Genomic DNA, 25,439 nt, shown 5'->3' on the forward strand with positions numbered 1-25,439 from the left:
TCTCTATTTAAATAAGCGGCTTAAAAGCTCTGCGAGCCCTGTCTTGTCATCGTTATTTTTCTCTGTGACAAGGTCTGCGGTGTTTTTAACGGTGTCGTCGGCATTGTGCATGGCGATACCGAGACCTGCGGCTTGCAGCATTGAGATGTCGTTGTGGTTATCACCGACAGCGACACACTCTTCAAGGTGGATGCCTAGTGGTTCGATGTAACGAGTAAGCGCATTGCCTTTACTGTTTCCTTTCGCTGCGAAATCGACGCGATCGATCCAAGAACGCTCTCCATTAAAGTGGTCTTGGACAAATGGAAGTTTGGCGAATTGGTCGACTTCTCCCTCGACGACAAATTTCCAAACGTACTCGGACGCAGCGGCTTCATGATGGAAGTCGTCGACTTTCTGGATGTTCGGACGTTTCGCTGGTGGAAATGTCTCTGACCATTCAAGTAGCGCTTCCATGTATTCGATAGGGCGACTTTTTGAGTAGAGCATGGCGTCACGCACATACATCACCATCTTGAGATCATGTGCTTGAGAAAGCGTGATAAATTCAGCAGCCATCTGTTTGTCGATGGCATTCTCTTCAAGAACGGTATTGGTTTGGTAATCAAAGATATAAGTACCGTTACAGCAAATGATCGGCGTCGATAAACCCAACTGTTCGTAGTAAGGTTTAGCAGCAACATGGTGACGGCCTGTCACTATCACCACATGTGTGTCTTTTGCGATGTTCTTGATAGCATCGATTAACTCTTGACTGATGGTGTGTTGAGAGCTGAGCACTGTTCCATCGAGATCGAGAGCTAGAAGCTTATGTTTACAAGACTTGTGCGGTGATGACGTATGCATGTGCGAGGCCTTACTTCTGTCCGTAGTATGAGTTCTTGCCGTGTTTACGGTTGTAGTGCTTATCAAGCAGTTCTGGTTGAATCGCGACCTCTGGGCTGATTGAGCGGGTTGCGGTTGCCATTGCTGCAATCTCTTCCATCACAACAGCGTTGTGGACGGCATCTGAACCATCTTTACCCCAAGTAAATGGTGCATGACCGGCTATGATTGCGCCTGGCATTGCTTGTGGATCAATATCGCGTTGGTTGAACTCTTCGATGATCACAAGACCTGTGTTTTTCTCGTATTCAGATTCAATTTCTGCTTTGGTAAGGAGTCGGGTACAAGGTACATCGCCGTAGAAGTAGTCGGCATGTGTGGTACCTAGTGCTGGAATGTCTCGGCCTGCTTGAGCCCAAATCGTCGCGTTGCGAGAGTGCGTATGAACAATGCCGCCAATGGATGGAAACGCTTTGTAGAGCTCAATATGAGTTGCGGTATCGCTAGATGGGTTCATTGTCCCTTCAACACGATTACCTTCAAGGTCGACAACCACAATATCGTCTGCCGTCATTACATCGTATTCAACACCAGAAGGTTTAATCGCAATGACACCACGCTCGCGGTCGATTTCAGAGACGTTACCCCAAGTGAAAGTCACAAGGCCGTATTTAGGAAGTTGTAAGTTAGCTGCGAGAACGCGTTCTTTTAATTCTTGGTACATAGTGATTTGCCAATGTTCAATAAGTAGAAGTCAGAAGGATGGAAATTAAGGCTGTCTCAGTGGATTGGCTGGACAGCCTCATCGGTTGATGTGCTTTAGGTTTACTTAGCTGCAACCTTGATCTTGTTGATCATCACATCACCGTTTTTCTCAATGTATGCGTTCCATACTGGTTGAATCGCTTCTTGGAAGGCTTTGCCATCAACGTCGCGGTTAACTTGCATACCATTCGCTTCAAGTTGAGAAATCATTTGCTCTTCTTTCTCAACGCTTAGCTTACGTTGCATTGCGACTGCTTCAGCTGATACTTCTTCGATGATTTTTTGCTCTTCAGCACTTAGCTTGTTGAACTTGCGTAGGTTCATTGTCAGAACCAATGGTGAGTAAGCATGCTGTGTCAGGCTCAGGTACTTTTGTACTTCGTCAAACTTGAACGACAGCGTTACTGGGATTGGGTGGTCCTGTGAATCAACAACGCCTGTTTCAAGTGCTGTGTATAGCTCAGAAACTGGTAGCTGTTGTGGGTTAGCACCTAGCTCGTTGAACATATCGTTCAGTGCTTTAGAGCCGTTTACGCGCATTTGCAGACCTTCAACATCAGAAGGAACACGAATAGGTTTTTCGTTGTTGGTCATGTTGCGGTAACCGTTCTCTGGGAAACCAAGACCTTTCAGACCGAATTTCTCGAACTTAGTTAGCACTTCTTTACCCGGTTCACCGTCCAGTACTTTGTATGCCGTTTGGCGGTCTGGGAACATGAACGGCAGAGTGAATGCTGCTGATTCAGGCATCAGGCCGTTGTAGTTGTTCAAACCAACCATCGTTAAATCAACGATGCCAGCACGAGAACCGTCGATCATCTGCTTATCACTGCCTAGCTGACCTTGAGGGTATACGTTGACTTTGATTTCGCCATTTGAACGAGCTTCTACTTCTTTCTTAAAGAAAAGAGATAGGTCTTGTTGCAGGTCAGACTCTGGTGCAGCGTGTGCAAGCTTAAGAGTTGTTGCAGCAAACGTGTTAGCGCTCATCGCGATGGTTGAAGCAAGTAGAGTCATTTTTAGTAGGGTTTTCATTATTATTTTCTCCGTCGAGGATTAACCAATGACATACGACATTGGCACAGTGATAATGCTAGGGAAGATGACAAACAGTGTGAGTAGGGCCATGTATGCAGCAATGAAGGGTAGTACGCCTTTCACAGCCGTCGACATTGGCACTCGAGCTACACCACACACTACGTTCAGTACGGTGCCTACTGGAGGCGTAATCAGACCAATTGAACAGTTGATAACGAACAACAGGCCAAAGTAAGTTGGGTCGATTCCAGCCATTTTGATAACAGGCATCAGTAGCGGAACCAGAATAAGAATGGTCGGGCTTAAATCCATCACCATGCCAACACACAGAACAAGCAGCATGATTACGGCCATTAGTAGTCGAGGGCTATCGACCAGTGGACCTAACATTTCAGCAAGCTGTTGTGGTAATTGAGCGACAGTAATTAGCCAAGCTGCCACCATGGCACAGCCCACCAAGAACATAACCATTGCTGTAGAGCGGCCAGCATTAAGTACAATGTGGTAGAAGCTCTTTAGCGTTAGCTCTTTATAAACAAACGTTGAGATGAAGATTGCGTACGCTGCTGCGACAACCGCCGCCTCTGTTGGGGTAAAGATGCCGAAGCGGATACCCACAATGATGATGACAGGCAAGAATAGAGCCCAGATACCATCTTTAAGTGCTGCGCGTTTTTCTGCTTTGGTTGCGCGCTCAGAGGTTGCTAAGTTCTCTTTGCGAACCGTCATGCGCCACACAAACATCAATGTCATACCCATCAATAGGCCAGGAACAATACCGCCTAGGAAAAGGTTTTTAATTGAAATACCGCCAGCAACACCGACTAAGATAAGTGGAATTGAAGGTGGGATAACTGGGGCGATGATGCCGCCTGACGCGAGCAGACCCATTGATGGTGCTTCTGGGTATTTAGCTGCTTTCATCATTGGGTAAAGGATACTTACCAATGCTGCTGCATCTGCTACCGCTGAACCTGAAAGACCGGCAAGTAGAACCGAAGTCATGATGGCTACGTAACCTAAGCCACCTTGGCGGTGACCAACATACGTAGTAGCTAGTCGAACAATACGTTGTGACAAGCCGCCCGACGCCATTACTTCACCAGCAATTAGGAAGAATGGGATTGCGAGTAGCGTAAAGCTGTCGACACCATTAATTAAAGACTGCGCAAGAATGTCCGCACTAAAGAAATCCATGTGCAGCATCAATGCCATTGAAGACAATAGCAGTGCAAACGCAACAGGAAGACCAAGTAAGATTGAGACAATCAATACCGATAAGAAAATGGCTAACGTCATTATTCTTTCTCCTCTTCTAAGCTATCTAGTTGCCAGTCAGGGTTGAAGATTCGAACAAACGCAATCACACCCATTAACACGCCTGACACCACGCCAGCTAAATAAAATAATGCTGAAGGAAGCCCTGTAAGTTGAGAAATATCTGACCAGTTGGACATCATTTGACGGTAAGAACCGATGTAAAGCATGCCGACTGAAACCAGTACTACCACCCAACAAATTCGTCTTAGTACGGGCACTGCTTTAGGGAAAAGTCGTTCAGAAAATTCCGCAACAGCGAGGTGCTCACCTCGGCGCAGCACAACGGCTGCACCGAGCATTACAATCCATACAAGACCAAGGCGAGATAGTTCTACAGAGGGACGAAGACCAGAGGAAAAGCCGTAACGCAGCACTACGTTTGTGAAGACCAGTACAATCATACAAGTCAGAATAACGGCCATGATGACGTCGATACTTTTCCAAATACTCTTAAATACACTTTGCATAAAGCTTTCCCCACCTCAGGCTAATTACAGAGACGTAATTTGGTCCCAGATTCCATCGTTGATTTCAATGCCGCCAGCCGCTGCGTGCTTGTCGATGAAGTTCTGAATTTCAGAACCTGCAATCATTACTGAACCTGTTTCTGCTGGCTCTGATGCCAAGACGTAGTCACGGATACGCTTCATTTCTTGTGCGTATTGGCCTTCACCAATTGTTTTGCTTAGGTCAATCGCGATAAGGAATTGTGAAACGCCGAATTCGCCGCCCATGTCTTCTGTTAGTGCTGGAACAGAGTTGCCACCAGTGATTGCGGTTAGCATCATGTCTAGCACGATTGCCATTGAAGAGCCTTTCCAGAAACCCATTGGCAGTAGACGTTTGTTTTCCCAAAGTACGTGTGGGTCTTTAGTTAGGTTGCCTTCGTTGTCGAAGCCACCCACAACAGGAAGTTCTTTGTCTGCAAGTACGAAGTTTTGCAGTTGGCCGTATGAGAATTGTGTCATTGAGCAGTCAACCACGACTGGTGGATCGCCTGCGATCGCCATGATCAGAGGGTTAGAACCAACGCGGTGATCTTTACCACCCCAAGCTGGCATTACTGCAATTGAGTTTGTTGATGCGATACCAGCAAAGCCTTCACGAGCCATTTTCAGAACGTATGCACCGCCACGCATCCAGTGGTTCGAGTTACGCATACCCACCATGCCGATACCGTAGTCACGAGCCAGTTCCATTGCACGTTCAGCACAGATAAGACCGTTCAGTACGCCAGGGCCAAAATTACAATCCCATTGCTCAAGTGCACCCATGCTGTTCACACATTCAGGCTCTGCGTTAAGCTTGATTTGACCTTTGTCTACTTGGTCAATGAACACTGGGAAACGGTTGATGCCGTGCGAATAAGTACCCTCATTAGCCATCTCAACAAAACCCGCGGCAAGCTTGGTTGCCATCTCTGGTTTCATGTCTCGAGCTAGTAGGATTCGTTCATATTCTTGTTGTAGTTTTTCAGTGGATACTAAAGGCATCTCTGTTCTCCGATAATGTAAATTCCATAATGCGGAATGAATTATTGTTGAGATTCCAAATTAATACTGTGAGCAAAGTGGCGCTTTATTTTCTTATTAAGTTTTTCTCTAATAACTGTTAACGAGTTAAAAAATGAAACAAAAAGATTCTTAAATTCCATAATGCGGAACAAAAAGCGTGCCCAGGATCAGGTTTCAAAGACTAAATCGAATGAAATTCGATAATTTTGTGGGAATAAACTTGTCAAATTATGGAATTCGAGCAAACCGTAACTTTACTGAATATAAAATAGTGGTGTTGAAATCTGAGGGAGTGGTCAAATTCAGAGAGGGAAATGCGCACTGTTGGCTTCTCTTTTATATAGTGGTTTTGTTGTTTTGGAATTATTGTTGGTAAATCTTCGTTAAGTGTTGGAGTCAGCTTTTATGAAAATAGTTATCGCACCAGACTCGTTTAAAGAATCTTTATCGGCTGTATCGGTGGCGGCGTGTATTGAACAAGGTTTTCGTGAAGTCTTCCCCGACGCGGATTACGTGACCTTGCCTCTGGCTGATGGCGGTGAGGGCACGGTGGATGTTTTGCTCAAAGGTTTATCAGGGGAAAAGCGAGTAACTCAGGTTGAAGGGCCGTTGGGTGAACTTGTAAACGCGCAATGGGCGATGCTTGAGCCATCTGCACGAACTTCGAAAAAAACGGCACTGATTGAGATAGCGGCGGCGTCGGGTTTAGATTTACTAACGCTAGAGCAGCGTGATCCGCAGGTGGCTTCTTCATACGGTACAGGTCAGCTCATTTTAGAAGCGATGAAGCAGGGCGCGCAAACGATTATTCTTGGCTTAGGTGGCAGTGCAACCAACGATGGCGGCGCGGGGATTGTTCAAGCGTTAGGTGGTAAGTTGCTCGACAGCACAGGGCAAGAGCTCAGCCGAGGCGGTGCCGCGTTATCTAAGTTAGCTTCTATTGATTTAATTGGCATAGATTCGCGCTACAAGGATATCGAACTGATTGTCGCGTGCGATGTTGATAATCCATTGTGTGGTGATAATGGTGCCAGCCATATCTTCGGCCCTCAAAAGGGAGCAACTCCGGAACAAGTTTTGGTTCTTGATAAGGCCCTCGCTCACTTTGCTAGAGTCGCTGAGTCACAAGGCTGTGTTGAAGGTGAACAGTCGATTTACGAACGTGCTGGTTGTGGTGCGGCTGGTGGCACACCGATGGGGCTGAGTTTGCTATTCAACATGCAGATTAAACCAGGCATTGAGATGGTGCTCGATGTATTACAAGCCGATGAGATATTGAAAGGTGCTGACCTTTTGATTACGGGGGAAGGGCAGATGGACAATCAAACCCTGCAAGGAAAAACACCGTATGGGATTGCTAAGCGAGCGAGTTTACAAGGTATTCCGACGATTGGGATTGCAGGCTCGTTGGGAACTCAAGTTGAGGCTTTGTATGGTGAGATGGCCAGTCTATTCGGAACTGTACGTTCTCCCCAGCCACTTGAACAAGTGCTACGAGAAGCCGAATTGAACCTAACCAGAACAGCAAGAAATATCGCGTCAACGCTGAAGTTAGGTCATGCGATTGTTAAATAAAGTAATGTAATACAGTGGCTTAGTTAACTCACCTGTTCGATAGGTTTTATAGATAGCAACGATAAATATAAACGATTATATTTTCCGGCCACTCAGGTCTATTCTTTACCCATATTATTTTAGTGGTTTTTAAAGTATTGAATCCACTTAAATCGAAGGTATGGCAACGATGCGATATCTTTTACCTTAAGGAATAGACCATGAGTAAAAAACTAACTACAGCTGCGGGTTGTCCTGTTGCTCATAACCAGAATGTTCAAACGGCGGGCAAACGTGGCCCACAGCTTCTACAAGATGTTTGGTTTTTAGAGAAATTGGCTCACTTTGATCGTGAAGTGATTCCAGAGCGTCGCATGCATGCGAAAGGCTCAGGTGCTTACGGTACATTTACCGTGACCCACGATATTACCAAATACACCAAGGCAAAACTGTTCTCTGAAGTTGGCAAGAAAACCGACTTGTTTGCACGTTTTACGACAGTAGCGGGCGAACGTGGCGCGGCTGATGCAGAGCGTGATATCCGTGGTTTTGCATTGAAATTCTATACTGAAGAAGGTAATTGGGACATGGTGGGCAACAACACGCCTGTGTTCTTCTTACGCGATCCTCTTAAATTCCCAGACCTAAACCACGCGGTGAAACGCGACCCACGCACTAACATGCGTAGTGCGAAGAACAACTGGGATTTCTGGACCTCTCTGCCTGAAGCACTTCACCAAATCACTATCGTAATGAGTGATCGTGGTATCCCTGCTACTTACCGCCACATGCACGGTTTTGGTAGCCACACGTTCAGCTTTATCAACAGTGACAATGAGCGTTTCTGGGTTAAATTTCACTTCAAATCTCAGCAAGGTATTAAGAACTTGTCGGATGCTGAAGCAGCGAAGCTGATCGGCGAAGATCGTGAAAGTCATCAACGTGATCTGCTAGAAAGCATCGACAACCAAGACTTCCCGAAATGGACACTTAAAGTTCAAGTGATGCCAGAAGCGGATGCGGCAAAAGTACCTTACAACCCATTCGATCTTACTAAGATCTGGCCACATGCAGACTACCCATTAATTGAAGTGGGTGAGCTAGAGCTTAACCGCAACCCTGAGAACTTCTTCGCTGAAGTTGAGCAGTCAGCATTCAACCCTGCTAACGTGGTTCCGGGTATTAGCTTCTCTCCAGACAGAATGCTACAAGGTCGCTTGTTTGCATACGGTGATGCGCAGCGCTACCGTTTAGGTGTGAACCATCAGCATATTCCAGTGAATGCACCTCGTTGCCCTGTACACAGCTACCACCGTGACGGTGCGATGCGTGTTGATGGTAACTTTGGTGGCACACTAGGTTATGAGCCAAACAATGAAGGCCAATGGGCAGAGCAACCAGATTTTGCAGAACCAGCATTGAATCTTGACGGTGCGGCAGCGCATTGGGACCACCGTGAAGATGAAGATTACTTCTCACAACCGGGTGATTTGTTCCGTTTAATGACTGCAGAACAACAAGCAATCCTGTTCGATAACACAGCACGTAACTTAGGCGGCGTGCCTAAAGAGATTCAACTGCGTCACCTAAGACACTGTTACAAGGCTGACCCAGCATACGGTGAAGGTATTGGTAAGCTGCTTGAAATCGATGTGAGTGAATTTAAGTCATAATCGATTGGCTTGATTCGTTAAATGAAAGGCCGTTGAGTTAATCACTCAATGGCCTTTTTTGTTACCTGTTTTAAATAAGTAATTAAGTTATTGAATCTTAGCCTATTACCTAACGATAGCTTTTTCCTATCGAAGTAATAAATTATGCCCATTATCTTTATGATTTGGGTGGGATTATCCTATGGCTATCAGTTTATAAAGTAGTAGAGTTTGAGATGAGTAAAAGTGCATTAATCGTTGAGGGTGGGGCAATGAGAGGCATCTTTGCAGCCGGAGTATTAGACGCCTTTATGCAAGATGATTTTCGTCCTTATGATTTTGCGATTGGTGTATCTGCGGGTGTGTCGAATCTGGTTGGTTACTTATCTCAGGCGCCAAAACGCAGCTACAGTGTGATTACCACGATGGCGACCGATAAAACGTTCTTTAATCCAGCTCGCTTCGCTAAAGGTGGCAACTTGGTTGACGTGAAGTGGTTATGGAATGAATCAAACCAACGTTACCCACTGGATTGTGGAGAGCTATTTTCAAGCATTCCACTGATTGCAGCGGTGACTAACGTTGACACAGGCAGTGCAGACTACTATCACATCAAGCCAGAAAATCTCTCGAACGTGGTTGAGGCAACAACTGCCCTACCTATCGCTTATCGTGAAACACCGTGTTTCTCTGGTGGTTGTTATACCGATGGTGGGGTCGCGGACTCAATCCCAGTTCGTGAAGCTTATCGCCGTGGTGCTCGTGAGATAACTGTGATTCTTTCTCACCCACTGAGCTACCGAATGAAGCCGCAGAAGTATCAATGGATGCTGAAAAAGCTGTTAAAGAAATTCCCAAACATTGCAGAGTCGATGGCGGTACGTGCTGAAAACTATAACCAGTCTTTGGAGTTCATTCGTAATCCGCCAGAAGATGCGACCATTAAGGTGATAGCGCCACCTGAGGCGTTCGCGGTTAAGCGACTCACTATGGATAAAGCGATATTGGATGCAGGTTATGAGATGGGCCTGAAAGCAGGGGAAGAACACTTGGCGATTCGCAAAGGGACCTATGGTTTAGATATCGAGGACTGCCACTTCTGCATCTAGTTTTGATACTGAGATAAACCAAAAAGCCACGCTATTCTTAAGAACCTGCGTGGCTTTGTATTTGTAGAGCTAGTTTGTTTTTAACTCAGTCAGTTATTCGACGAGTTCGTTGCCGCTGGTGTTGCCTGCAAAGAAAGCATCAACACTGGTTAGGGTTGTGTTCGCGATATTGAACAGAGCATCTTTGGTTAAGAAAGCTTGGTGACCTGTGAATAGCACGTTGTGACAAGCCGATAGACGGCGGAACACGTCATCAACAATTACGTCATTCGATTTGTCTTGGAAGAACAGCTCTTTCTCGTTGTCATACACATCCAGACCAAGCGCGCCAATCTTACTCTGTTTAAGCGCTTCGATAGCTGCTGTGGAATCCAGTAGTTCACCACGGCTAGTGTTGACGATCATCACGCCGTCTTTCATCTTCTCAAATGCAGTCGCGTCTAATAGATGGTAATTCTCTTTGCTCATTGGGCAGTGCAGAGAAATCACATCAGACTCTTTGTAAAGCTCGTCTAGCTCTACATATTTAGCGCCTAGCTCAACGGCTAGTGGGTTTGGGTATGGGTCGTAACATAGGATGTTCATGCCCAAGCCTTTCAGAATGCGCATGGCCGCTAGGCCAATTTTACCGGAACCAATCACACCCACAGTTTTGCCGTAGAAGTTAAAGCCAACTAAGCCTTCTAGAGAGAAGTTTGCATCACGAGTGCGTTGGTATGCCTTGTGAAGTTTACGGTTCAAACACATCATCATGCCGACAGTGTGCTCTGCTACTGACTCTGGTGAATAAGCAGGAACGCGCACCACTTGCAAGCCAAGCTCTTTGGCTGCGTCTAGGTCGACCTTGTCAAAGCCAGCACAGCGCATTGCAATCAGTTTTGTACCGCCTTGTGCAAGAATCTCTAGCACTTCTCGCGATAGGTCGTCGTTTACAAATGCACAAACCACTTCGTTGTCGTGTGCCATTTTCGCTGTGGTTGTGGTGAGGCGAAAATCATGGAAATGAAACTCAGCGTTGAGTTCGCCTTTCGCAAGGTTGAATGATTTTTCGTCGTATGATTTTGAGCTAAAAAAAGCAATGTTGAGCATGGCTTCCTCTCTTACCTAAAAAATGAATACCCCAATTATGTTTATTTGATAAGGGGTAAAAACTAACAACTCCGTTCAGTGTGCTAGAGTTTTTTTGTCTTGTCTATCACCATTAGTCATTGTAATTACAATGGTTATTTGGTCTCTTGTTGTTATTTACTGAACATCAAAAATCACATTACGATGTAGCTTGCTTATAAGTTCATCAATGCAGAGTCGATCTTACTTTCGAGTATTGAACATTTTTTTGGTCTCTTTTTCTGACCAGAAGTTAATGTTGAATTGCGCGTCGTCACTCAGTTCTACTCGATGCCAATATTGAGGTGGACTTGTGGCAAATTGCCCGGCTTCAATAGTGATAACGGTTTCTGGTTCTGTCGCTTCTGCATCGGCAAAGCCATAGAAAGTGACGGTGCCTTCCATTACGCAGATCTGACCAAACACGCCTTCAGCCGTATTGTGATGATTGAGCAATGCTGCTGGGATGTTGTCCTTAGTGAAAAACGGTGTTGAACGTTGGATTTTCCAGTGAGAAGGAATACGTAAATGACTCATATAAAACCTCTTATTTAACTTTAACTGTTCTTTGAAATAGATACTTCGGTATTTTAGGTGGCCTATCTTTACCAGTAATTTTCACTGCTGAATTGACCAGGCTTTCGGCGTAGATGCTTTTCGAAACCTAAACTTGTTAGCGCGTCACTTGTGTCACGAACCATTTGCGGATTGCCGCAAAGGTAGAAGAAACTGCGGGTTTGATTGAAAGTGACAGACGCGGCTTGCTCGAGGTCGCCTCCAAGTAACAAACTTGGGATTCGTCCGCGCAAAGTTCCGGTAACTGATTCTCTAGAAATAATTGGCACATATTTAAGTCTCCCTTGAAAGTGATCAACGAGTTGAGTGATACGATCTCGATAAGTCAGGTCTTGCTCTGTTCTGACGGCATGCACCAGAACCAGATTTTTGAATAAAGAGGCTTTCTCTGAAGCCAACTCACCCTGTTGTATCTGCATGCTCTCAAGCATTGAGATAAATGGGCCTACCGCGGTTCCGGTTGAAAGCATCCATAGATCGTCGGCGATCTCTGGGATCTCATCTAATGTCATAAAACCACTTGGGTCTTTCCCGACAAAGATGTCATCGCCGGCTTGCAATTCGTGAAGTTGAGGCGAGAGCTGACCGTTCTGATCCTTAATAATCAAAAATTCTAGCTGTTGATGGCCTTGCTCATGCTCTGGTGCATTCACCATGGAATAAGCACGTCTCACGAACTCACCTTCGTTATTGAGCAAACCAAGCTTAGTAAACTGACCTGCTTGATAAGAAGAGACAGGTGCACTGACTTGGAGTGAGAACAATTGATCTGTCCATTCTGTCTTGTTTAGGACTTTGCCTGTGACTAAACCATGAGGAATATCTGTCATATCATCACCTTTAAGAAGAGAAGTTATCTCATTAAGGATACTCAACTATTTACAATTTAGAGTTGCATGTACCATGCCAATAATGAGAATGCTTATCAATACTGACTTTGAGGGTGATTGTTGGATCAAATGTTGTCAAAAAGACAGTGTTAAAATTGTGTCCAAATGACGCCATTATGTGTTTTGGTTTCTTTTTAATAAGCTTTGGCAAGTTGAATATCGTTGAAACAGGTTGAGTGGTTTGACCCCTAGGATATTCAACCAATTACTGAAGAGAATAATTTATAGATGCGTATAATGGCGGCTTTCGTTCTCAATATAACTGTGTTTTATGCTTGATAATCTTCGTATGGCCTTGAACGTATTGTTCGTGACCATTAATACTGCATTCACCGCATTGGCTGTGAGCCTGTTTGCCCTAATCAAACTTATTTTGCCAATCTCTGTCATTCAAAAATCATGCACTCGCTTAGCTAACTTCATATTCTGGTGCTGGGCTTCTCTTAATTTGTGGATGTTGAACGCCAACAACGACATCGAATGGCAAGTGGAAGGGGGGGAAGATATTTCGACCAAGCAGTGGTATTTGATGATGTCGAATCATCTAAGCTGGGCGGATATTGTGATTTTGTCTTCGATCTTAAAAGACAAAATGCCGATGACTAAGTACTTCTTGAAACACGAATTGCTGTACGTACCATTTGTTGGCTTGGCATGCTGGGGTTTAGATATGCCATTCATGAGACGCCACTCTCGTGAGTTTCTATTACGTAACCCTGAACGCCGTAATGATGACTTCAATGCAATCAATAAAGCGTGTACTAAGTTCAAATTAGCACCGACAACATTGGTCAACTTTGTTGAAGGGACTCGTGCAAACCACGAGAAACTTGCGTCAGCGAAAACTCCTTACCGCCATCTATTGAAGCCGAAAACGGGTGGTGTGGCTTTTGCCTTATCTGCAATGGGTCCAATTTTGGATGGCATCGTGGATGTGACTTTAGCTTACCCTGAAAACCAAACCTCTCCGTTTGAAGATATGTTGAAAGGCAAAATGACTAAGGTCGTTGTGCGTATTAAATTGCATCCAATGGATGAGAACGTGAATGGTAACTACTTCGAAGATAAGGCATTTAAACGTCGCTTCCATAGCTGGTTAAACAACACTTGGAAAGAGAAAGACGCCTATCTTGATACGGTCTATGGGGTTGATAAGCCTTCTGAGTTAGAGACAGTTGATGAGGCTGATAAGCTTTATAAGAAACAAGAGCAGTAAGATCAAACTGAATGAATAGTATTAAAAAAGCCGATAGCTCATTGAACTATTGGCTTTTTTATTGATTCGACTTTCTTGACCTTCAACAATCAAGTTAGTACTTACTATGGTTTAACCGCTTGGTAGGCATCAATAATATGCTTCACTTGGCTAGGTTTACCTTGTTTCTCCTGCCCTTGATGGATACGCAAGTAGTGCTGCAGTGTTTTAGCTTTGTACTGCTGAGATACCTTAATCTGCTCATCGTTGTTTGGAGTCCAGATCTTGTCACCGACGTTTGAAATCTCGCTTACTGTCGGAGTATCTACTCTTTCACCTCGGTTATTGCTGACCAACAAAATCTCGTAGTAGCGGCGATTCTCCTCAATCAACACCTCATCAATCAGGCCGAACTTGAGCGATTTTAAGTGGCTTCTTAGCTCAAACTGCTGATGAACCGGGCAGAGTAAGAAGTCGATCGTTTTGTCTGGATGCTGGCGGTGAATATCGTCCACAAGCTTCTGTGTTAGATCGCCACCGACTCCTGCAATGATGACCAGGTGCTTGCCCGTGTGTTTTTCCAATGGGATTGCAGAGACATTCATGCAGTAGACTTGCCATTGGCTAGTGACTTTTTGTTGTGTCATCTCGCTTTGTGGAAAGTAACGCGCCAGTTTGCTTTCTAGCTCGTTCATTAGAGATGGAACAATATCGACAAAGTGAATGTGAGGGGCTTTGTTATCCGCCAACAGTTGAACACCCAAGAAGCCATGATCACAGCAACAGTCCCAAATGTGTTGGTAGTCATTACTGACAAGGGTGTGGAGAGTTTGCAGTCGGTTACTTAGCTTCATAAGGTTCGTATCGTTGGAAAGGTGAGTTGTCGTGTTGAACGCGCATTGTAATGACTTTCTATAAAAACAAAAGCACCGAGAGCGTGAGCCCTAGGTGCTTTTGTTTTCATCGGTATCCGAGTAAGGGATTTGTTAGGGCAACTTATGAAGCCTTTGCAACTGCCCTGATGTGGCCCTCAACTCGATTTTTTCCGAGTTGTTGAGCGATAAGCTTTGCTTGCTCAGCAAGTGCTAGGGCTGTATCTGGCTCTCCCTCTATCTGAGAAAAACCGACACTCACGCCTAAAGATAGGCTGATGTCTGGCGTCACAATCGTTTTCTCTGCTACGCCAATTCGGCATTGATCCAGTTGGAACTTGGCGTCGTTAGCGTCGTTTGCTTTGAATAATACCGCGAACTCTTTGCCTCCAACACGAGCAAGGCACAGCCCTTTAGGCTTCGGAAAGTACGAGCGCAATGCCTCAGCTGTTAGCTTGATCATCTTGTCACCCACGGCTTCACCATAAGCACGGTTTAAGTGATCAAAGTTATCGATATCGAGTAGAGCGATATAGGTTTCTGGCTGGTTGGCGTAGTTTTCCAATGCAAGGTTGAAGCTACTTTTATTGTCTAATTGCGTCATTAGGTCTTTACTACTCAACTGGTGCTGAAGCAGTAAGTTGGACAGTGAGACTTCCGTGTAATCTCTGATCATACGTAAGATATTCTGGCTAATAGGCAAGTTCGCATTCACATATAACACTGCAATTAACTGCTGACGTGAGTATAAAGGGAGGCAATAGTGGCGCTGGTCTATTTTGAGTTTACGGGCGAGTGGATCAGCGTCTTTACCGTTTCGATAAACCATAGCATTTGCGACAAAACGTTCTGAGAGCGCTTTGTCACAATGCACCGTTGATTTGTTCCCATGATAATCAAGCGTACTGAATGAGTGGTTCTCTGGTTGATACAGGCAGAACTGAATACCTTTATGGTAGGTAAAGTTATCCAAAATAGACTTCAGTTTGCGTTTAAAGCTCGCAAGGTCTTCTGCTTTATTGAGTTGAGATAAAGAGACATTTAAACGATAAGCCAGGTAGTTGGCACCAATCCACAATAGAAGGAGCGAGCCAAGTACAACGCCTGTTAATGTAAATTGATGTGAACTGGTTAAGATGTCATGACGATCTGTGCCGGCAATAAACACCCAATTCAAGCTGTTGTCTGCGTCAAATACCGATATTTTGAAGTTATCTTGATAGTAGTATTCGTGCTTTCCGGCCAATTGCCCTTGTGAAAGTTGGTGGCTAATGCCCGCATGATAGCTAATGGACTTCGAGCCAATTCGTTTTGGGTCTGGATGGAAAACGAGCCGTTCAGTTGCTTTATCTACAACAAATACATAGCCATTATTTAGCGTTTTTAAATCTCTTAAGCCTTGTGTGGTGTGCAGTAAATCAAACTCAATCCAGATTTCTTCGTTGAGCTTTTCTGCAGTGTGTTTGACTGCGAAAACCCATCGACCATCTGCTTTCTGGTAAACGGAAGAGATGTAGAAATCTTCAACAACACCGTCTATTGAATGCCATTGTATTGTGGCGATTTGGTCATTGGACAGAGGAAGACCACGAGTGGAGACGTAATGCTGGGAGTTAGGTTGGTATCGGATGATATCGGAGAAGTTTGGTGTTCTTTTTAGAATATTATCGCTGAGCTCACGAAACTTTTGGTCGCTAAAGTCGGTGGTATTGGGTAAGCCTAGGCTGGTTTCTAAGAAATAGAGTTTGCCGAATACGGCCTCGATGTTGGAACGAATAGTCGCGCTTGCGATGCGAATGTTTGATGCTGACTGGTTGGTTGCTGCGGTCTCTACTTTTTCTAATTGAGCTGCTGCGAGGTAAAGCATTCCTCCGGTTAATAAGATTATGTATGGTTTAAAAAGCCGAATAAGTGTTTTAGGTAAAGCCATGATATCCAAAGACGTGATAGATTCATTTTTATAGTACGGCCATACTAAACAGTTTTATTAATCACATCAATGCAAATGATTCCATATAAAAGAATGAGTTTTGTGATATTCAGCTAACAAAAAAGCCAGCTAGAAATATAGCTGGCTTTTATGGTTTTTGCTTTTTTATTGAGCGGGGTTAACTTTCACTTAACTCAGTTTTGTTTGGTGAGTAGTGCAAAATAGCCATCGATGTTGGAGACAACAACATTTCGCCTTCAGCGTGACCTGGTTTTACATTTCTCAGGTTGGTATCACATATCGTCACCCAGTTTTGTTCACGATCATTGGGTAAGCTGAAACGTGCTGGGGCATTGGTTTGGTTGATGAGGTAAATGAGTTCATCGCCATCTTTACCTATACCAAGGTGCAGTGCCACAGAACTTAAGCGGTTCCAATCATCATGCTCCATCAGCGTGCCATCAACACGGCTCCAGAAGATACGGTTAGAGTTACGTTTCTCGCCACTGAATGCCTTGATAAAAGGCACCATGTATTGCTGTCGTGCGGCGATCATCTCAGATAGCCAAGTTTTGAAGTAGGTCTTGCGCTCTGAATCTTCCCAGTTCAGCCAACTCGTCTCACTATCTTGGCAGTAAGCGTTATTGTTTCCTTTTTGAGTATGGGATAACACGTCTGCCGTCAGAATGTGCGGAATACCGAAAGCAAACAGCAGGCTCGCCATGAAGTTGCGTTTCTGCTTTTCACGAGTCGCGATAACCAACAGGTTTTCGGTTTCACCCTCTACACCGTAGTTTTCTGAGCGGTTGTCACCATGTCCATCACGGTTGCTTTCACCATTTTCTTCATTGTGCTTATGCTTGTACGAGACAAGATCTTGCATAGTGAAGCCATCATGGTAAGTGATGTAGTTAACAGTGAGTTTGTAAGGCCAGTGCGCCGCACTGTAGATATCACGAGAACCCATTAGGCGCGTAGCAAATTCTTTAAGGTAGCCTTGGTCACCACGCCAGAAGCTACGTGTAATGTCTCTCAGTTTGTCGTTACATTCGTTCCAACCAAACGGAAAATTACCCACCTGGTAGCCATTTGGGCCGATATCCCATGGTTCTGCAATTAATTTGGTCTCTTTAAGCACTGGATCTTGAGCTACCGCTTTAAAGAAAGCCGCCTCAGGGTTGTAGTTGTCCCCTTCGCGTCCTAATGTGGCTGCCAAGTCAAAACGGAAGCCATCGACTTGGAATTCGCTTACCCAGTAACGAAGCGTGTCCATAACTAGGTTGAGTGCTGGCTGGTGGGTGAGGTCGACTGTATTTCCACAACCGGTGAAGTTTGCGTAATGGCAGCCGTGCTTAATATACGTGCGGCTATCCAATGCTTTTAGGTTGAAGGTTGTTCCGCCTTCGCCACCTTCCGCTGTGTGGTTGTACACCACGTCTAAGATCACCTCGATACCATTGCGGTGCAGCTCACGAATAGCCGTTTTGAGTTCTGTGACGGCGTCTTTTTCTGCATAGCGAGGGTCTGGCACCATGAACAAATAAGGGTTGTAGCCCCAATAGTTCACTTTATCCATATCAAGCAGATGTGGTTCGTGCATGCAGGCCGCAATGGGTAAAAGCTGTAGAGAATTGATGTTTTGCTGTTTGTAGAATGCAAGCATCTCTGGGCTCACTAACCCCAGATAACGGCCTTTGGTATTACTAGCTACTTCAGGATGAAGTTGAGATAGGCCTTTAACATGCGTTTCAAATAGAACGGTCTCTTCACGGCTAATTCGTGGTTTTTCGACGTCTTGCCAATCGAAGGCATCATCAACAACGACACACTTTGCCATCGCAAAGCTTTTCTCATTGCTATAAGGCGTGGTGTAGTGGAGCGGCTCGCTTATTGCCTTAGCATAAGGGTCAGAAAGTAATATTGGACCATTATCTGTTTCTGCAATAAAACCGTATTTTTGCCCCGCCTTAATACCTTCGATAAATACATATCGAATATCAGCGTATTCATTGTCCAATTTATAAGTTGTGAATTCATCGTTCTCATCAAAAAGAGCGAGTGAGAGAGATTTACAGTCAGGAGAATAAATAGAGAAGTTGCAGCCAGTGTTACCTAGCGTTGCGCCTAGCGGATAAGGGCGAGCGAGCGTTCTAGTCATTGCTTGATTTCTTGTTCGTTTATCAACATCAGTGAACTATTAGTAAAAGGCTTTGTCACAGTAAGGTCAAGCATCTTCACAGATTAATTACGGTTAAAAAAATAATTGATCGATGAAGTTCAAATTATATATTTGAAGTAGATCTCACTTATGCTGAATAATTAGATCTTCGTGCTGTCTACTCCTCCTAGATTAAGTGATCTACCTCTTTAAAACACCATTCTGTATATTTTCTACTCCCCTCTAGTCCCCCTTAATTTAGTTGGGGGTGGAGGAAGTCAAACTTGTCATCCCCTCTTAATATTGACCCCGTTGAAACGAATCAGGGGAAACCCTAAACCTCTCTATCTTACGACTACCATAACTGCCTTTGGTTGCCGCAAGAGAGCAAAATATAAAAACCTAAAATAAATCGTCCTTAATGGAGTTAAGAATGAAAAAAGTAAGTTTGATTGCTGCTGCAGTGGCGACTACGCTAGCTGCTGGCTCTGCGTTCGCTGTTGACTTTAATGGTTACATGCGTGCTGGTACTGGTATTAGCGCAAGTGGTTCTGGTGATGTATCTGTTAATAAAAACGGTATTGGTCGTCTAGGTAACGAAAATGACAACTATTCTGAGTTTGGTTTTTCTGAAGAGCTAAAAACAGGCGAGCAAACTTGGCGCCTTGAGTCTATGATCGCTTCTGGTGCTCCTGGTGAGAATGGTTGGGAAGATGCTGACTTCAACGTTGCTCAGTTTGCTGTTAAGGCAAAAGGCCTAATCTCTTCAGATAAAGAAGCAACTATCTGGGCTGGTAAAACATACTACCAACGTAAAGATATCCACATCACTGACTTCTACTTCCTAAACACTTCTGGTACTGGTGGTGGTATTGAAAACTTATCAATTGGCGACCAGAAACTATCGGTAGCATTGATTCAAGATAATGGCTCTCAAGAGTCTGACACAGATAAATACGGTTGGGTTCCAGGTACTAACCCTGGCGATGCTCCAACTTGGGGTGTTGTTGGTAAAGAATCTGAAGACGTAACTGGTTACATTGCTGATGTGCGCCTAGCTAACATTGGTCTTTGGTCTGACGCTTCTCTAGAAGTTGCAATGGCATACAACTTTGCTACTTCGACTGATGGTCAATCTGTTAAAGGTGATGACGGTCTATTAGTAACAGGTATCATCCACCAAGGTATGGATAATGGCTTTAACCAAACTGTATTACAGTACGGTACTAACGGCTACGGTGTTCAAGCTGCTAACTTCTGGGGTGCTGGTGCATATTACGACCGCTCAGGCGACCAAAATGACGCAACAGGTTACCGTTTGATCAACTGGGGTGTAATGAACCTTGGTGAATCATGGGAAATGGGTCACCAACTTGCTTACCTAGCTGGTTCTGAAATTGGTGCATCTAAGCAAGATATTGATCAGTACTCTGTAGTAGCTCGTCCAATGTACAAGTGGAACGACACAATGCGTACAGTATTTGAAGCTGGCTATAACGCTGGTGAGAAAATCAACAGCGCAGGTACTGGTGTAGAAGACTTTGGTAACGCTAAATTCACAGTAGCTCAAGCTTGGGCAATGGGTGACAGCTTCTGGGCTCGTCCTGAAATCCGTGTTTACGGTTCGTACATCCTAGATACTGAAAATGACAACGCATTCGGTACAAACGAAGATACTGAATACGTAGCTGGTATCCAAGTAGAAGCTTGGTGGTAATCACCTAGCGTAACAAATCCTAAACTGTCCTAATTCATAGCCGGCTCGCGTCGGCTATTTTTTTAAGGAATGTACGATTAAGCAGATCGTTCCCTAGGTGAATAGTTTTCTTTGTGGTAATTAAAGTTAGTAAATTTCTTAAAAAAATAACAAGAAGGAAGAGTTATGTATTTTAAAGCTCTAATGTTGAGTGGCTGTGTTGCATTGGCCGGTTGTCAATCTGCACAAGTTGTAGAGCAGGTGCAAGTGGCACAAGCTGAACAAGTTAACTCTCTTGCTGGTCTTCAATTTGCCCCGATGAAGCTTCCCAGCTCGGCAATTTTCGATATAACACCAGACAGCCAAATTTTGAACTATCAGGGTATAAACAGCCCTGTAGTAGCGATCGAACTACCAGCGGATCGTGGTGAGTATTCTATTAAGATTACAAGCATGATCGGCGACACCGCATTTGTTCCTAATGCGGTTATCTATGATAAAAACGGTCGTGAGTTAGAGCGTTACGGTAAAGAGCACTTTGAATATACGAAACCAAGACTACATTTGGGCAATCGCCTTGTCGCAGAAAATGATTTCTACCCACCGACAACGGCTGAGTCTGTATACTTAGTTATCTATACAGAGCAAGAAGACCTTGATGGTTTTACTGATGTTATTCACCCTGCTCGTTTAGACGCGGAAGGCCGTGGTAACTACCTACCAGAAGTAGAAGATATTCCAGTTCCAAACTCAAACGTTGGTAAAATCGAAGTCGCTATTGATCGAGTTGGTTTCTTCTCGTTCGGTTCAAGCAGTGAATCAAACGCTAAGCCTGCGGCAGCCGCGAAAGTTGAAACAATTCAACCAGAGACACAAACTTACTACCACAATGCAATCAAAGCCGCTGTCGAAGCTGACAATATTCCAAAAGCTTTGGGTCTATTAGACGAAGCGAAAGCACTAGGCATTGAAGGCGCGCAAGAAGTCTTTGTAAAAGCAGTTAATAAAAAGTAACTGACACAATTACAAAGTCTGATTTAAGAGAAGGGACCCTAATAGGGTCCTTTTTTATTGCCAGCTATAAATGAAATAGTCACATTGGTTGAAATCAATTCGCTCGAAACAGCGAGTTTATAAGTACTGTCGAATCTCATGAGCCGTCGACTTTATTAAATACGGTCCTTAGTGGCGTAATATTCTCTGGAGTAAATAGCTTTGTCCTCACAGAGCCTCTCTTTTATCTACTTAATATACTTGGTTCAAATACAGTGACTTACGGTTATTCTGGCTGAAATTTGCAGTATAGGTGAAGAAGAAATGTTCTATCTAGAACGCAAGAAGTTAGTTCATCATTGAAGTTGAATGTGGCTCACGGATAGTAGAGAAGGCATATTTAGGTTGGAGTTTGTTGGAGACACAAAAAAGGGAGACTGACGTCTCCCAAAGGCTAGCTTTCGCTGGTTTTATTATCTGTGATTCGAACCTAAGCTTTGCGCTTAATTCTTGGTGACCGATACTACAGCTTTATCTACATTGTCATCCAGCTCATGAATCGCATTCAAGGTGAATGTGTAGGTTCCAGCTTCAGTTACGTTTAGTTGGCAATTACCACCAGTTCCTAGGTCGATTGACCCATCAGCAAGTTCTACAGAATCGCAACCAAAGTTAGGTGTTTTCCAATCAGCATCCGCAAACTTGAAGCCATAGCTACCCGCGTCTAAGTTGCCTGTTACAGAATAACCCCCATTAGCAACAAAGCTCATCGCCCAATCATCAACAGGGTTCCAACCATTCATATCACCACGCACATACACGGTTGTTTGACCGTATGGAGGAATGCTAGATACATCCTTGTCTGAGTTATCTACTGGCAAACCAGCGCCTTGCGCACCGCTTTGGGCTTGTACAAACACAGCTGTTGTTAGTGCTGGAACTGTGAATGATTCATTAGCAAAGCTTGCGCCTTTCACTATGTCATCCGCCGAGTTTTGTTGAACGTCATGAAGAGTAAAACCTGTCGCTCCTGCGATTTTGAACGATTGAGATTCATTGGTTGAGTTTATAACTGCGACAATTGCATCGTTCGTTGGATCGAGGTCTTCGCCAGCGGACACACCATCATCGATAGACATTACGATTAGGCCTTCAACTTGGTCTTCGCCAACGTTACGGAAATCGACTCGCTTCATGACTTCGTCAGCTGTATCTAAGCGGAAAAGCTCACTTGAGCTGCGGATCTTTAATAGCTCTAGGAATTGCTGCTTAGTTAACTCGATGTCGTCTACGTCTGGTTTTGCCGTTGGGTCAGCAATGATGGTTTTGATCAGATCCCAGTTTGCTCCGTCTTTGTCCTCACGAGGCAAGCCGACATTCCAGTTGCTGTCAGACCCATCGAAGAAAACACGGTTGTACCAGTCACCAGAATCGTAAGAGTCACGCTGCATAGACTTCGAGCGCAGCAGTTCCGAACCCATATGGATGAATGGTATGCCCTGGCCCAACATTACGGTAGAGAGCGATACCGACTGCATGCGAGCGCGTTCTGCAGAGCTAGTACCAGTTGCGATTTTGTATGCGTTGTTGTCCCATAGTGTTTGGTTGTCGTGTTTTGATACGTAAGAGATGTTCTCTGAAGGCATCTTGGTGTAACCCGCAGGTGCGCCATTGTAGTCGACGTTTTTACCCAGTTTGGTATCACCTTTGTAATCAATTAGCACGTACTCTGCGAGGTTACCTGCCATTCCTAAGCGAACAAGGTCTTGGTTGTGTAAGCGACCGTTGATGGAGTCTTGATCTGTCTTGGTTTCTTCATTGGCGATAGCTGCGTTACCGAAGCCTTGATTAAAGCGAAGCGGATGATTCCCTTCTGAGTCAACACCGCCATCGAACGGGCTACCGCCACGAACTGCATCACGCAAACGGTCTGAGAATGTACCGATCTCTGTACCTGCCATGTTGATTTGGTTTGCTTGGTCGAAGCGAGCGTTGTTGGCGACTTCACCAAAGTCCCAGCCTTCCCCATAGAACAGGGTATTTGGGTCAATTTTACGCACTTCTTCCAGAGCTTCGACCATCACGTCTTTTGGCTGGTGGCCCATTAAGTCAAAACGGAAACCGTCTACCTTGTAGTCGTCAGCCCACACTTTGAGGGAGTCGACCATTAACTTACCCATCATTAGGTTTTCTGTCGCAGTGTTGTCACAACAGGTTGAGTTTTCCACGCCGCCAGTATTCACATTAAGTCGGTGGTAGTACCCAGGTACGATCTTATCCAGTACAGATTTATCATTCACACCAGATGCGTTGGTGTGGTTGTATACCACGTCCATGATCAGCTTGAGATCCATGTCATGTGTAGCTTTGACCATTTGACGGAACTCTAGAATACGCTTAGATCCGTTTGGATCCGTCGCGTAGCTTCCCTCAGGCACGGTGTAATGGAATGGGTCGTAACCCCAGTTGAAGCTGTCGAGCATTCTTAAGTCGTTCATTAACGCTTGTGCGTCGCCTGTTGAAGGGTCATAGCCGTCGAGTACATCCTCAATCGTTCGGTTTTCATCTTCATTACCACATAAGGCAGCGGCGGGTTTTACATCACACAGCTTCCCAACGGTATCGGTGATATCGACGCGGCTTGTTTCATCTTCATCCACGGTAGCAATATCGAAAGCTGGCAAGATATGAAGAGTCGTCAAACCGGCATCTTTAAGCGCTTGAAGATGTTTGACCGACTCACGGTCCGCTTCCGTAAGTGCAAGGTATTTTCCGTTCAGGCTTGCAGTGCCTAACTTGTCGCTGAAACTAAAATCACGTAGATGTGATTCGTAGAGAACGTGGTCTTCGTCTTTCTCGACGGTAGGACGAGCGTAGCCAGTCCAGCCATTAGGCATCAAGGATGCATCATCAAGGTCAATGACTTGAGAGTATGCCGAGTTCTTCGACAAGCTGAGAGAGTAAGGGTCTGTCACAAGGCGATTTTCTATTTTGCCAGTGGTTGGGTGGTAAACCTTCACTTGGTAGCGGTAGTATTGGTTCACTGCGTTTGACACTGCTTCTGTCGCCCAAACCCCCGTTTCAGTATTCTCTGCCATCGGTATGACTTGTGAGCTTTGTAGGTCTTCGCTGTATAGAACGAGTTCAACATCTTGCGCAGTAGGAGCCCAAAGTTTAAAGGTTGCAGAGTCACCATCTACTATCGCCCCCAATGGTTCACTGATGGCATTACCTGCATCTTCGCTAGCAAACACCGCATCAAGCACACCAGGCTTTTGAACCTCGGTTGAAGAGATAACATCGCCATCGGCATTGTAAGCTACGACAACGATCTGAGATTTTAAAATGGTGCGTAGCGTGCTGTTATCCACGTCAATCGCGACCGCAGGTAAACTGGCTAAGTGACGGAAACGTTCTTTGAGTTCTGAGGATAGTTCGCCATCTTTTACTAGCTCAATCGCAGTACCACCAATGATCTCTTTGTCATCATTCATTGAGATGCTGTTATCCAATGCATAGAAGAGTTTTAAAGAATCTGCATTGCTGGCCGCTTCCCAACCTATGGTCGTTGCATCAAGCCAATGTGCTTTTTGACCATCAATATTCACTGGTCGTTCTGAGATAGGCTCGTAGTACAATTCGCTGCTGCCATGGAAACCAAACACACCTTGAGATTCACCGAGCTTGTCTAGCTCAACTTTAGAGTTCGCGCTGCCAAAGGCTTTTTCATCACCATTGTGTAAGATGAAGTTCATACATTTATGCGGATCAGCGGCATCGGGATCGACTTTCAATACATAGTAGGCGCCGTAAGTATCGCTAATGCCGTCGTATTCGTAAGGGCTGTTCCAATCGGTTCCAGTCTCACTCAACCCCATGCCGACTAAATCGGTACTGGTACAGCCTTCGCCATTCCATAGGTGCAGTCCCCAACCGTCGTAAGTCGACCCAGAAGTGCTAGCTGCGGCAACATCACGTTTGTAGTAGATAACCACTTCGTTTTCTGCTGCAGGGTATAGACCACTGCTGCCAGTGTCAGTACCGTTGTCGCTGTTATTATCACTGCCACAACCTGCGATTAAAGTAGCGGTGAAAAGAGGTAAAATCGCTTTGGTTAAGGTCGATTTCTTGAAGCTTCTTTTCTGTGTATTGTTAAAGGTATTTCGTAGAGTTAAACATTGATTAATATTTATATTGTTCACGTTTCGATATCCATATTTCACTTTTTATGAAGATGAATATCCT

At 44.8% G+C, this 25,439-nt stretch carries 19 protein-coding genes; 6 read left to right on the top strand and 13 right to left on the bottom strand.

What is annotated here, in order from left to right; all coding sequences use genetic code 11:
• Positions 1-3: 3 nt before the first annotated feature.
• From L1D55_RS15770 to yiaK, 6 genes are all read right to left on the bottom strand, one after another.
• A complete protein-coding gene (locus L1D55_RS15770) occupies positions 4-846 on the bottom strand; it encodes a Cof-type HAD-IIB family hydrolase (protein WP_239918085.1) in 843 nt (280 codons plus the stop codon).
• 10 nt (positions 847-856) lie between these two features.
• Positions 857-1,549, bottom strand: coding sequence for an L-ribulose-5-phosphate 4-epimerase (locus L1D55_RS15775; RefSeq protein ID WP_128165131.1), 693 nt, complete (start codon positions 1,547-1,549; stop codon positions 857-859).
• A gap of 101 nt (positions 1,550-1,650) precedes the next feature.
• A complete protein-coding gene (locus tag L1D55_RS15780) occupies positions 1,651-2,625 on the bottom strand; it encodes a DctP family TRAP transporter solute-binding subunit (protein WP_171368936.1) in 975 nt (324 codons plus the stop codon).
• A gap of 21 nt (positions 2,626-2,646) precedes the next feature.
• A complete protein-coding gene (locus tag L1D55_RS15785; RefSeq protein WP_061032108.1) occupies positions 2,647-3,927 on the bottom strand; it encodes a TRAP transporter large permease subunit in 1,281 nt (426 codons plus the stop codon).
• Entirely contained in the window at positions 3,927-4,415 is a 489-nt protein-coding gene (locus L1D55_RS15790; protein WP_116871241.1) for a TRAP transporter small permease, read from the bottom strand. Before L1D55_RS15790 ends, L1D55_RS15785 begins: the two co-directional genes overlap by 1 nt.
• Before the next feature lie 24 nt (positions 4,416-4,439).
• Positions 4,440-5,441, bottom strand: coding sequence for a 3-dehydro-L-gulonate 2-dehydrogenase (gene yiaK, locus L1D55_RS15795; RefSeq protein WP_239834139.1), 1,002 nt, complete (start codon positions 5,439-5,441; stop codon positions 4,440-4,442).
• 426 nt (positions 5,442-5,867) lie between these two features.
• On the opposite strand from yiaK, the gene L1D55_RS15800 reads away from it, so the two are divergent.
• From L1D55_RS15800 to L1D55_RS15810, 3 genes are all read left to right on the top strand, one after another.
• A complete protein-coding gene (locus L1D55_RS15800; RefSeq protein ID WP_239918086.1) occupies positions 5,868-7,037 on the top strand; it encodes a glycerate kinase in 1,170 nt (389 codons plus the stop codon).
• 200 nt (positions 7,038-7,237) lie between these two features.
• On the top strand, positions 7,238-8,689 hold the full coding sequence (locus tag L1D55_RS15805) for a catalase (protein WP_008215909.1): 1,452 nt from the start codon (positions 7,238-7,240) through the stop codon (positions 8,687-8,689).
• A 215-nt stretch (positions 8,690-8,904) separates the two neighbouring features.
• Positions 8,905-9,777: a patatin family protein gene (locus L1D55_RS15810; protein ID WP_004740402.1), complete on the top strand. Its 873-nt coding sequence runs from the start codon at positions 8,905-8,907 to the stop codon at positions 9,775-9,777.
• Positions 9,778-9,870: 93 nt separating this feature from the next.
• Here the strand turns inward: L1D55_RS15810 and L1D55_RS15815 are convergent, their stop codons facing one another.
• The 3 genes from L1D55_RS15815 to L1D55_RS15825 all read right to left on the bottom strand — a co-directional run bounded on the left by L1D55_RS15815 (position 9,871) and on the right by L1D55_RS15825 (position 12,290).
• Positions 9,871-10,866 (bottom strand): 2-hydroxyacid dehydrogenase, encoded by a 996-nt coding sequence (locus tag L1D55_RS15815; RefSeq protein ID WP_239918087.1) that lies wholly within the window; start codon positions 10,864-10,866, stop codon positions 9,871-9,873.
• A gap of 222 nt (positions 10,867-11,088) precedes the next feature.
• On the bottom strand, positions 11,089-11,421 hold the full coding sequence (locus L1D55_RS15820; RefSeq protein WP_004740404.1) for a DUF1971 domain-containing protein: 333 nt from the start codon (positions 11,419-11,421) through the stop codon (positions 11,089-11,091).
• A gap of 68 nt (positions 11,422-11,489) precedes the next feature.
• Positions 11,490-12,290, bottom strand: a complete 801-nt coding sequence (locus L1D55_RS15825; protein ID WP_239918088.1) for a ferredoxin--NADP reductase — start codon at positions 12,288-12,290, stop codon at positions 11,490-11,492.
• A gap of 331 nt (positions 12,291-12,621) precedes the next feature.
• On the opposite strand from L1D55_RS15825, the gene L1D55_RS15830 reads away from it, so the two are divergent.
• Complete coding sequence (locus tag L1D55_RS15830) at positions 12,622-13,566, top strand: acyltransferase (protein ID WP_239918089.1); 945 nt, start codon at positions 12,622-12,624, stop codon at positions 13,564-13,566.
• A 104-nt stretch (positions 13,567-13,670) separates the two neighbouring features.
• Here L1D55_RS15830 and L1D55_RS15835 read toward each other — a convergent pair whose 3' ends face one another.
• From L1D55_RS15835 to glgX, 3 genes are all read right to left on the bottom strand, one after another.
• The gene (locus L1D55_RS15835) at positions 13,671-14,399 is read right to left on the bottom strand and encodes a tRNA (adenine(22)-N(1))-methyltransferase TrmK (RefSeq protein ID WP_239918090.1); all 729 of its coding nucleotides are present in this window, start codon (positions 14,397-14,399) and stop codon (positions 13,671-13,673) included.
• A 142-nt stretch (positions 14,400-14,541) separates the two neighbouring features.
• Complete coding sequence (locus L1D55_RS15840; RefSeq protein ID WP_239918091.1) at positions 14,542-16,284, bottom strand: diguanylate cyclase; 1,743 nt, start codon at positions 16,282-16,284, stop codon at positions 14,542-14,544.
• A gap of 241 nt (positions 16,285-16,525) precedes the next feature.
• Entirely contained in the window at positions 16,526-18,505 is a 1,980-nt protein-coding gene (glgX, locus tag L1D55_RS15845) for a glycogen debranching protein GlgX (RefSeq protein ID WP_239918092.1), read from the bottom strand.
• 433 nt (positions 18,506-18,938) lie between these two features.
• On the opposite strand from glgX, the gene lamB reads away from it, so the two are divergent.
• Both lamB and L1D55_RS15855 read left to right on the top strand, forming a co-directional pair.
• Positions 18,939-20,222 (top strand): maltoporin LamB, encoded by a 1,284-nt coding sequence (gene lamB / locus L1D55_RS15850; protein WP_171750652.1) that lies wholly within the window; start codon positions 18,939-18,941, stop codon positions 20,220-20,222.
• A 165-nt stretch (positions 20,223-20,387) separates the two neighbouring features.
• Complete coding sequence (locus tag L1D55_RS15855) at positions 20,388-21,215, top strand: MalM family protein (RefSeq protein ID WP_239918093.1); 828 nt, start codon at positions 20,388-20,390, stop codon at positions 21,213-21,215.
• A gap of 482 nt (positions 21,216-21,697) precedes the next feature.
• On the opposite strand, the gene pulA is transcribed toward L1D55_RS15855, so the two are convergent.
• A complete protein-coding gene (gene pulA / locus L1D55_RS15860) occupies positions 21,698-25,396 on the bottom strand; it encodes a pullulanase-type alpha-1,6-glucosidase (protein ID WP_239918094.1) in 3,699 nt (1,232 codons plus the stop codon).
• Between the last annotated feature and the right edge of the window lie 43 nt (positions 25,397-25,439).

Origin of the sequence: Vibrio sp. Isolate22, assembly GCF_022398115.1 — a bacterium.
Taxonomy (GTDB): Bacteria; Pseudomonadota; Gammaproteobacteria; order Enterobacterales; family Vibrionaceae; genus Vibrio.

Coding starts and splice junctions, on each gene's coding strand:
- L1D55_RS15805 (WP_008215909.1), top strand. CDS start 7,238: ATGAGTAAAAAACTAACTACAGCTGCGGGTTGTCCTGTTGCTCATAAC.
- glgX (WP_239918092.1), bottom strand. CDS start 18,505: ATGACTAGAACGCTCGCTCGCCCTTATCCGCTAGGCGCAACGCTAGGT.
- L1D55_RS15770 (WP_239918085.1), bottom strand. CDS start 846: ATGCATACGTCATCACCGCACAAGTCTTGTAAACATAAGCTTCTAGCT.
- L1D55_RS15840 (WP_239918091.1), bottom strand. CDS start 16,284: ATGCTTTACCTCGCAGCAGCTCAATTAGAAAAAGTAGAGACCGCAGCA.
- L1D55_RS15785 (WP_061032108.1), bottom strand. CDS start 3,927: ATGACGTTAGCCATTTTCTTATCGGTATTGATTGTCTCAATCTTACTT.
- lamB (WP_171750652.1), top strand. CDS start 18,939: ATGAAAAAAGTAAGTTTGATTGCTGCTGCAGTGGCGACTACGCTAGCT.
- L1D55_RS15775 (WP_128165131.1), bottom strand. CDS start 1,549: ATGTACCAAGAATTAAAAGAACGCGTTCTCGCAGCTAACTTACAACTT.
- L1D55_RS15780 (WP_171368936.1), bottom strand. CDS start 2,625: ATGAAAACCCTACTAAAAATGACTCTACTTGCTTCAACCATCGCGATG.
- L1D55_RS15810 (WP_004740402.1), top strand. CDS start 8,905: ATGAGTAAAAGTGCATTAATCGTTGAGGGTGGGGCAATGAGAGGCATC.
- L1D55_RS15815 (WP_239918087.1), bottom strand. CDS start 10,866: ATGCTCAACATTGCTTTTTTTAGCTCAAAATCATACGACGAAAAATCA.
- L1D55_RS15800 (WP_239918086.1), top strand. CDS start 5,868: ATGAAAATAGTTATCGCACCAGACTCGTTTAAAGAATCTTTATCGGCT.
- L1D55_RS15820 (WP_004740404.1), bottom strand. CDS start 11,421: ATGAGTCATTTACGTATTCCTTCTCACTGGAAAATCCAACGTTCAACA.
- yiaK (WP_239834139.1), bottom strand. CDS start 5,441: ATGCCTTTAGTATCCACTGAAAAACTACAACAAGAATATGAACGAATC.
- L1D55_RS15855 (WP_239918093.1), top strand. CDS start 20,388: ATGTATTTTAAAGCTCTAATGTTGAGTGGCTGTGTTGCATTGGCCGGT.
- L1D55_RS15825 (WP_239918088.1), bottom strand. CDS start 12,290: ATGACAGATATTCCTCATGGTTTAGTCACAGGCAAAGTCCTAAACAAG.
- L1D55_RS15835 (WP_239918090.1), bottom strand. CDS start 14,399: ATGAAGCTAAGTAACCGACTGCAAACTCTCCACACCCTTGTCAGTAAT.
- L1D55_RS15790 (WP_116871241.1), bottom strand. CDS start 4,415: ATGCAAAGTGTATTTAAGAGTATTTGGAAAAGTATCGACGTCATCATG.
- L1D55_RS15830 (WP_239918089.1), top strand. CDS start 12,622: ATGCTTGATAATCTTCGTATGGCCTTGAACGTATTGTTCGTGACCATT.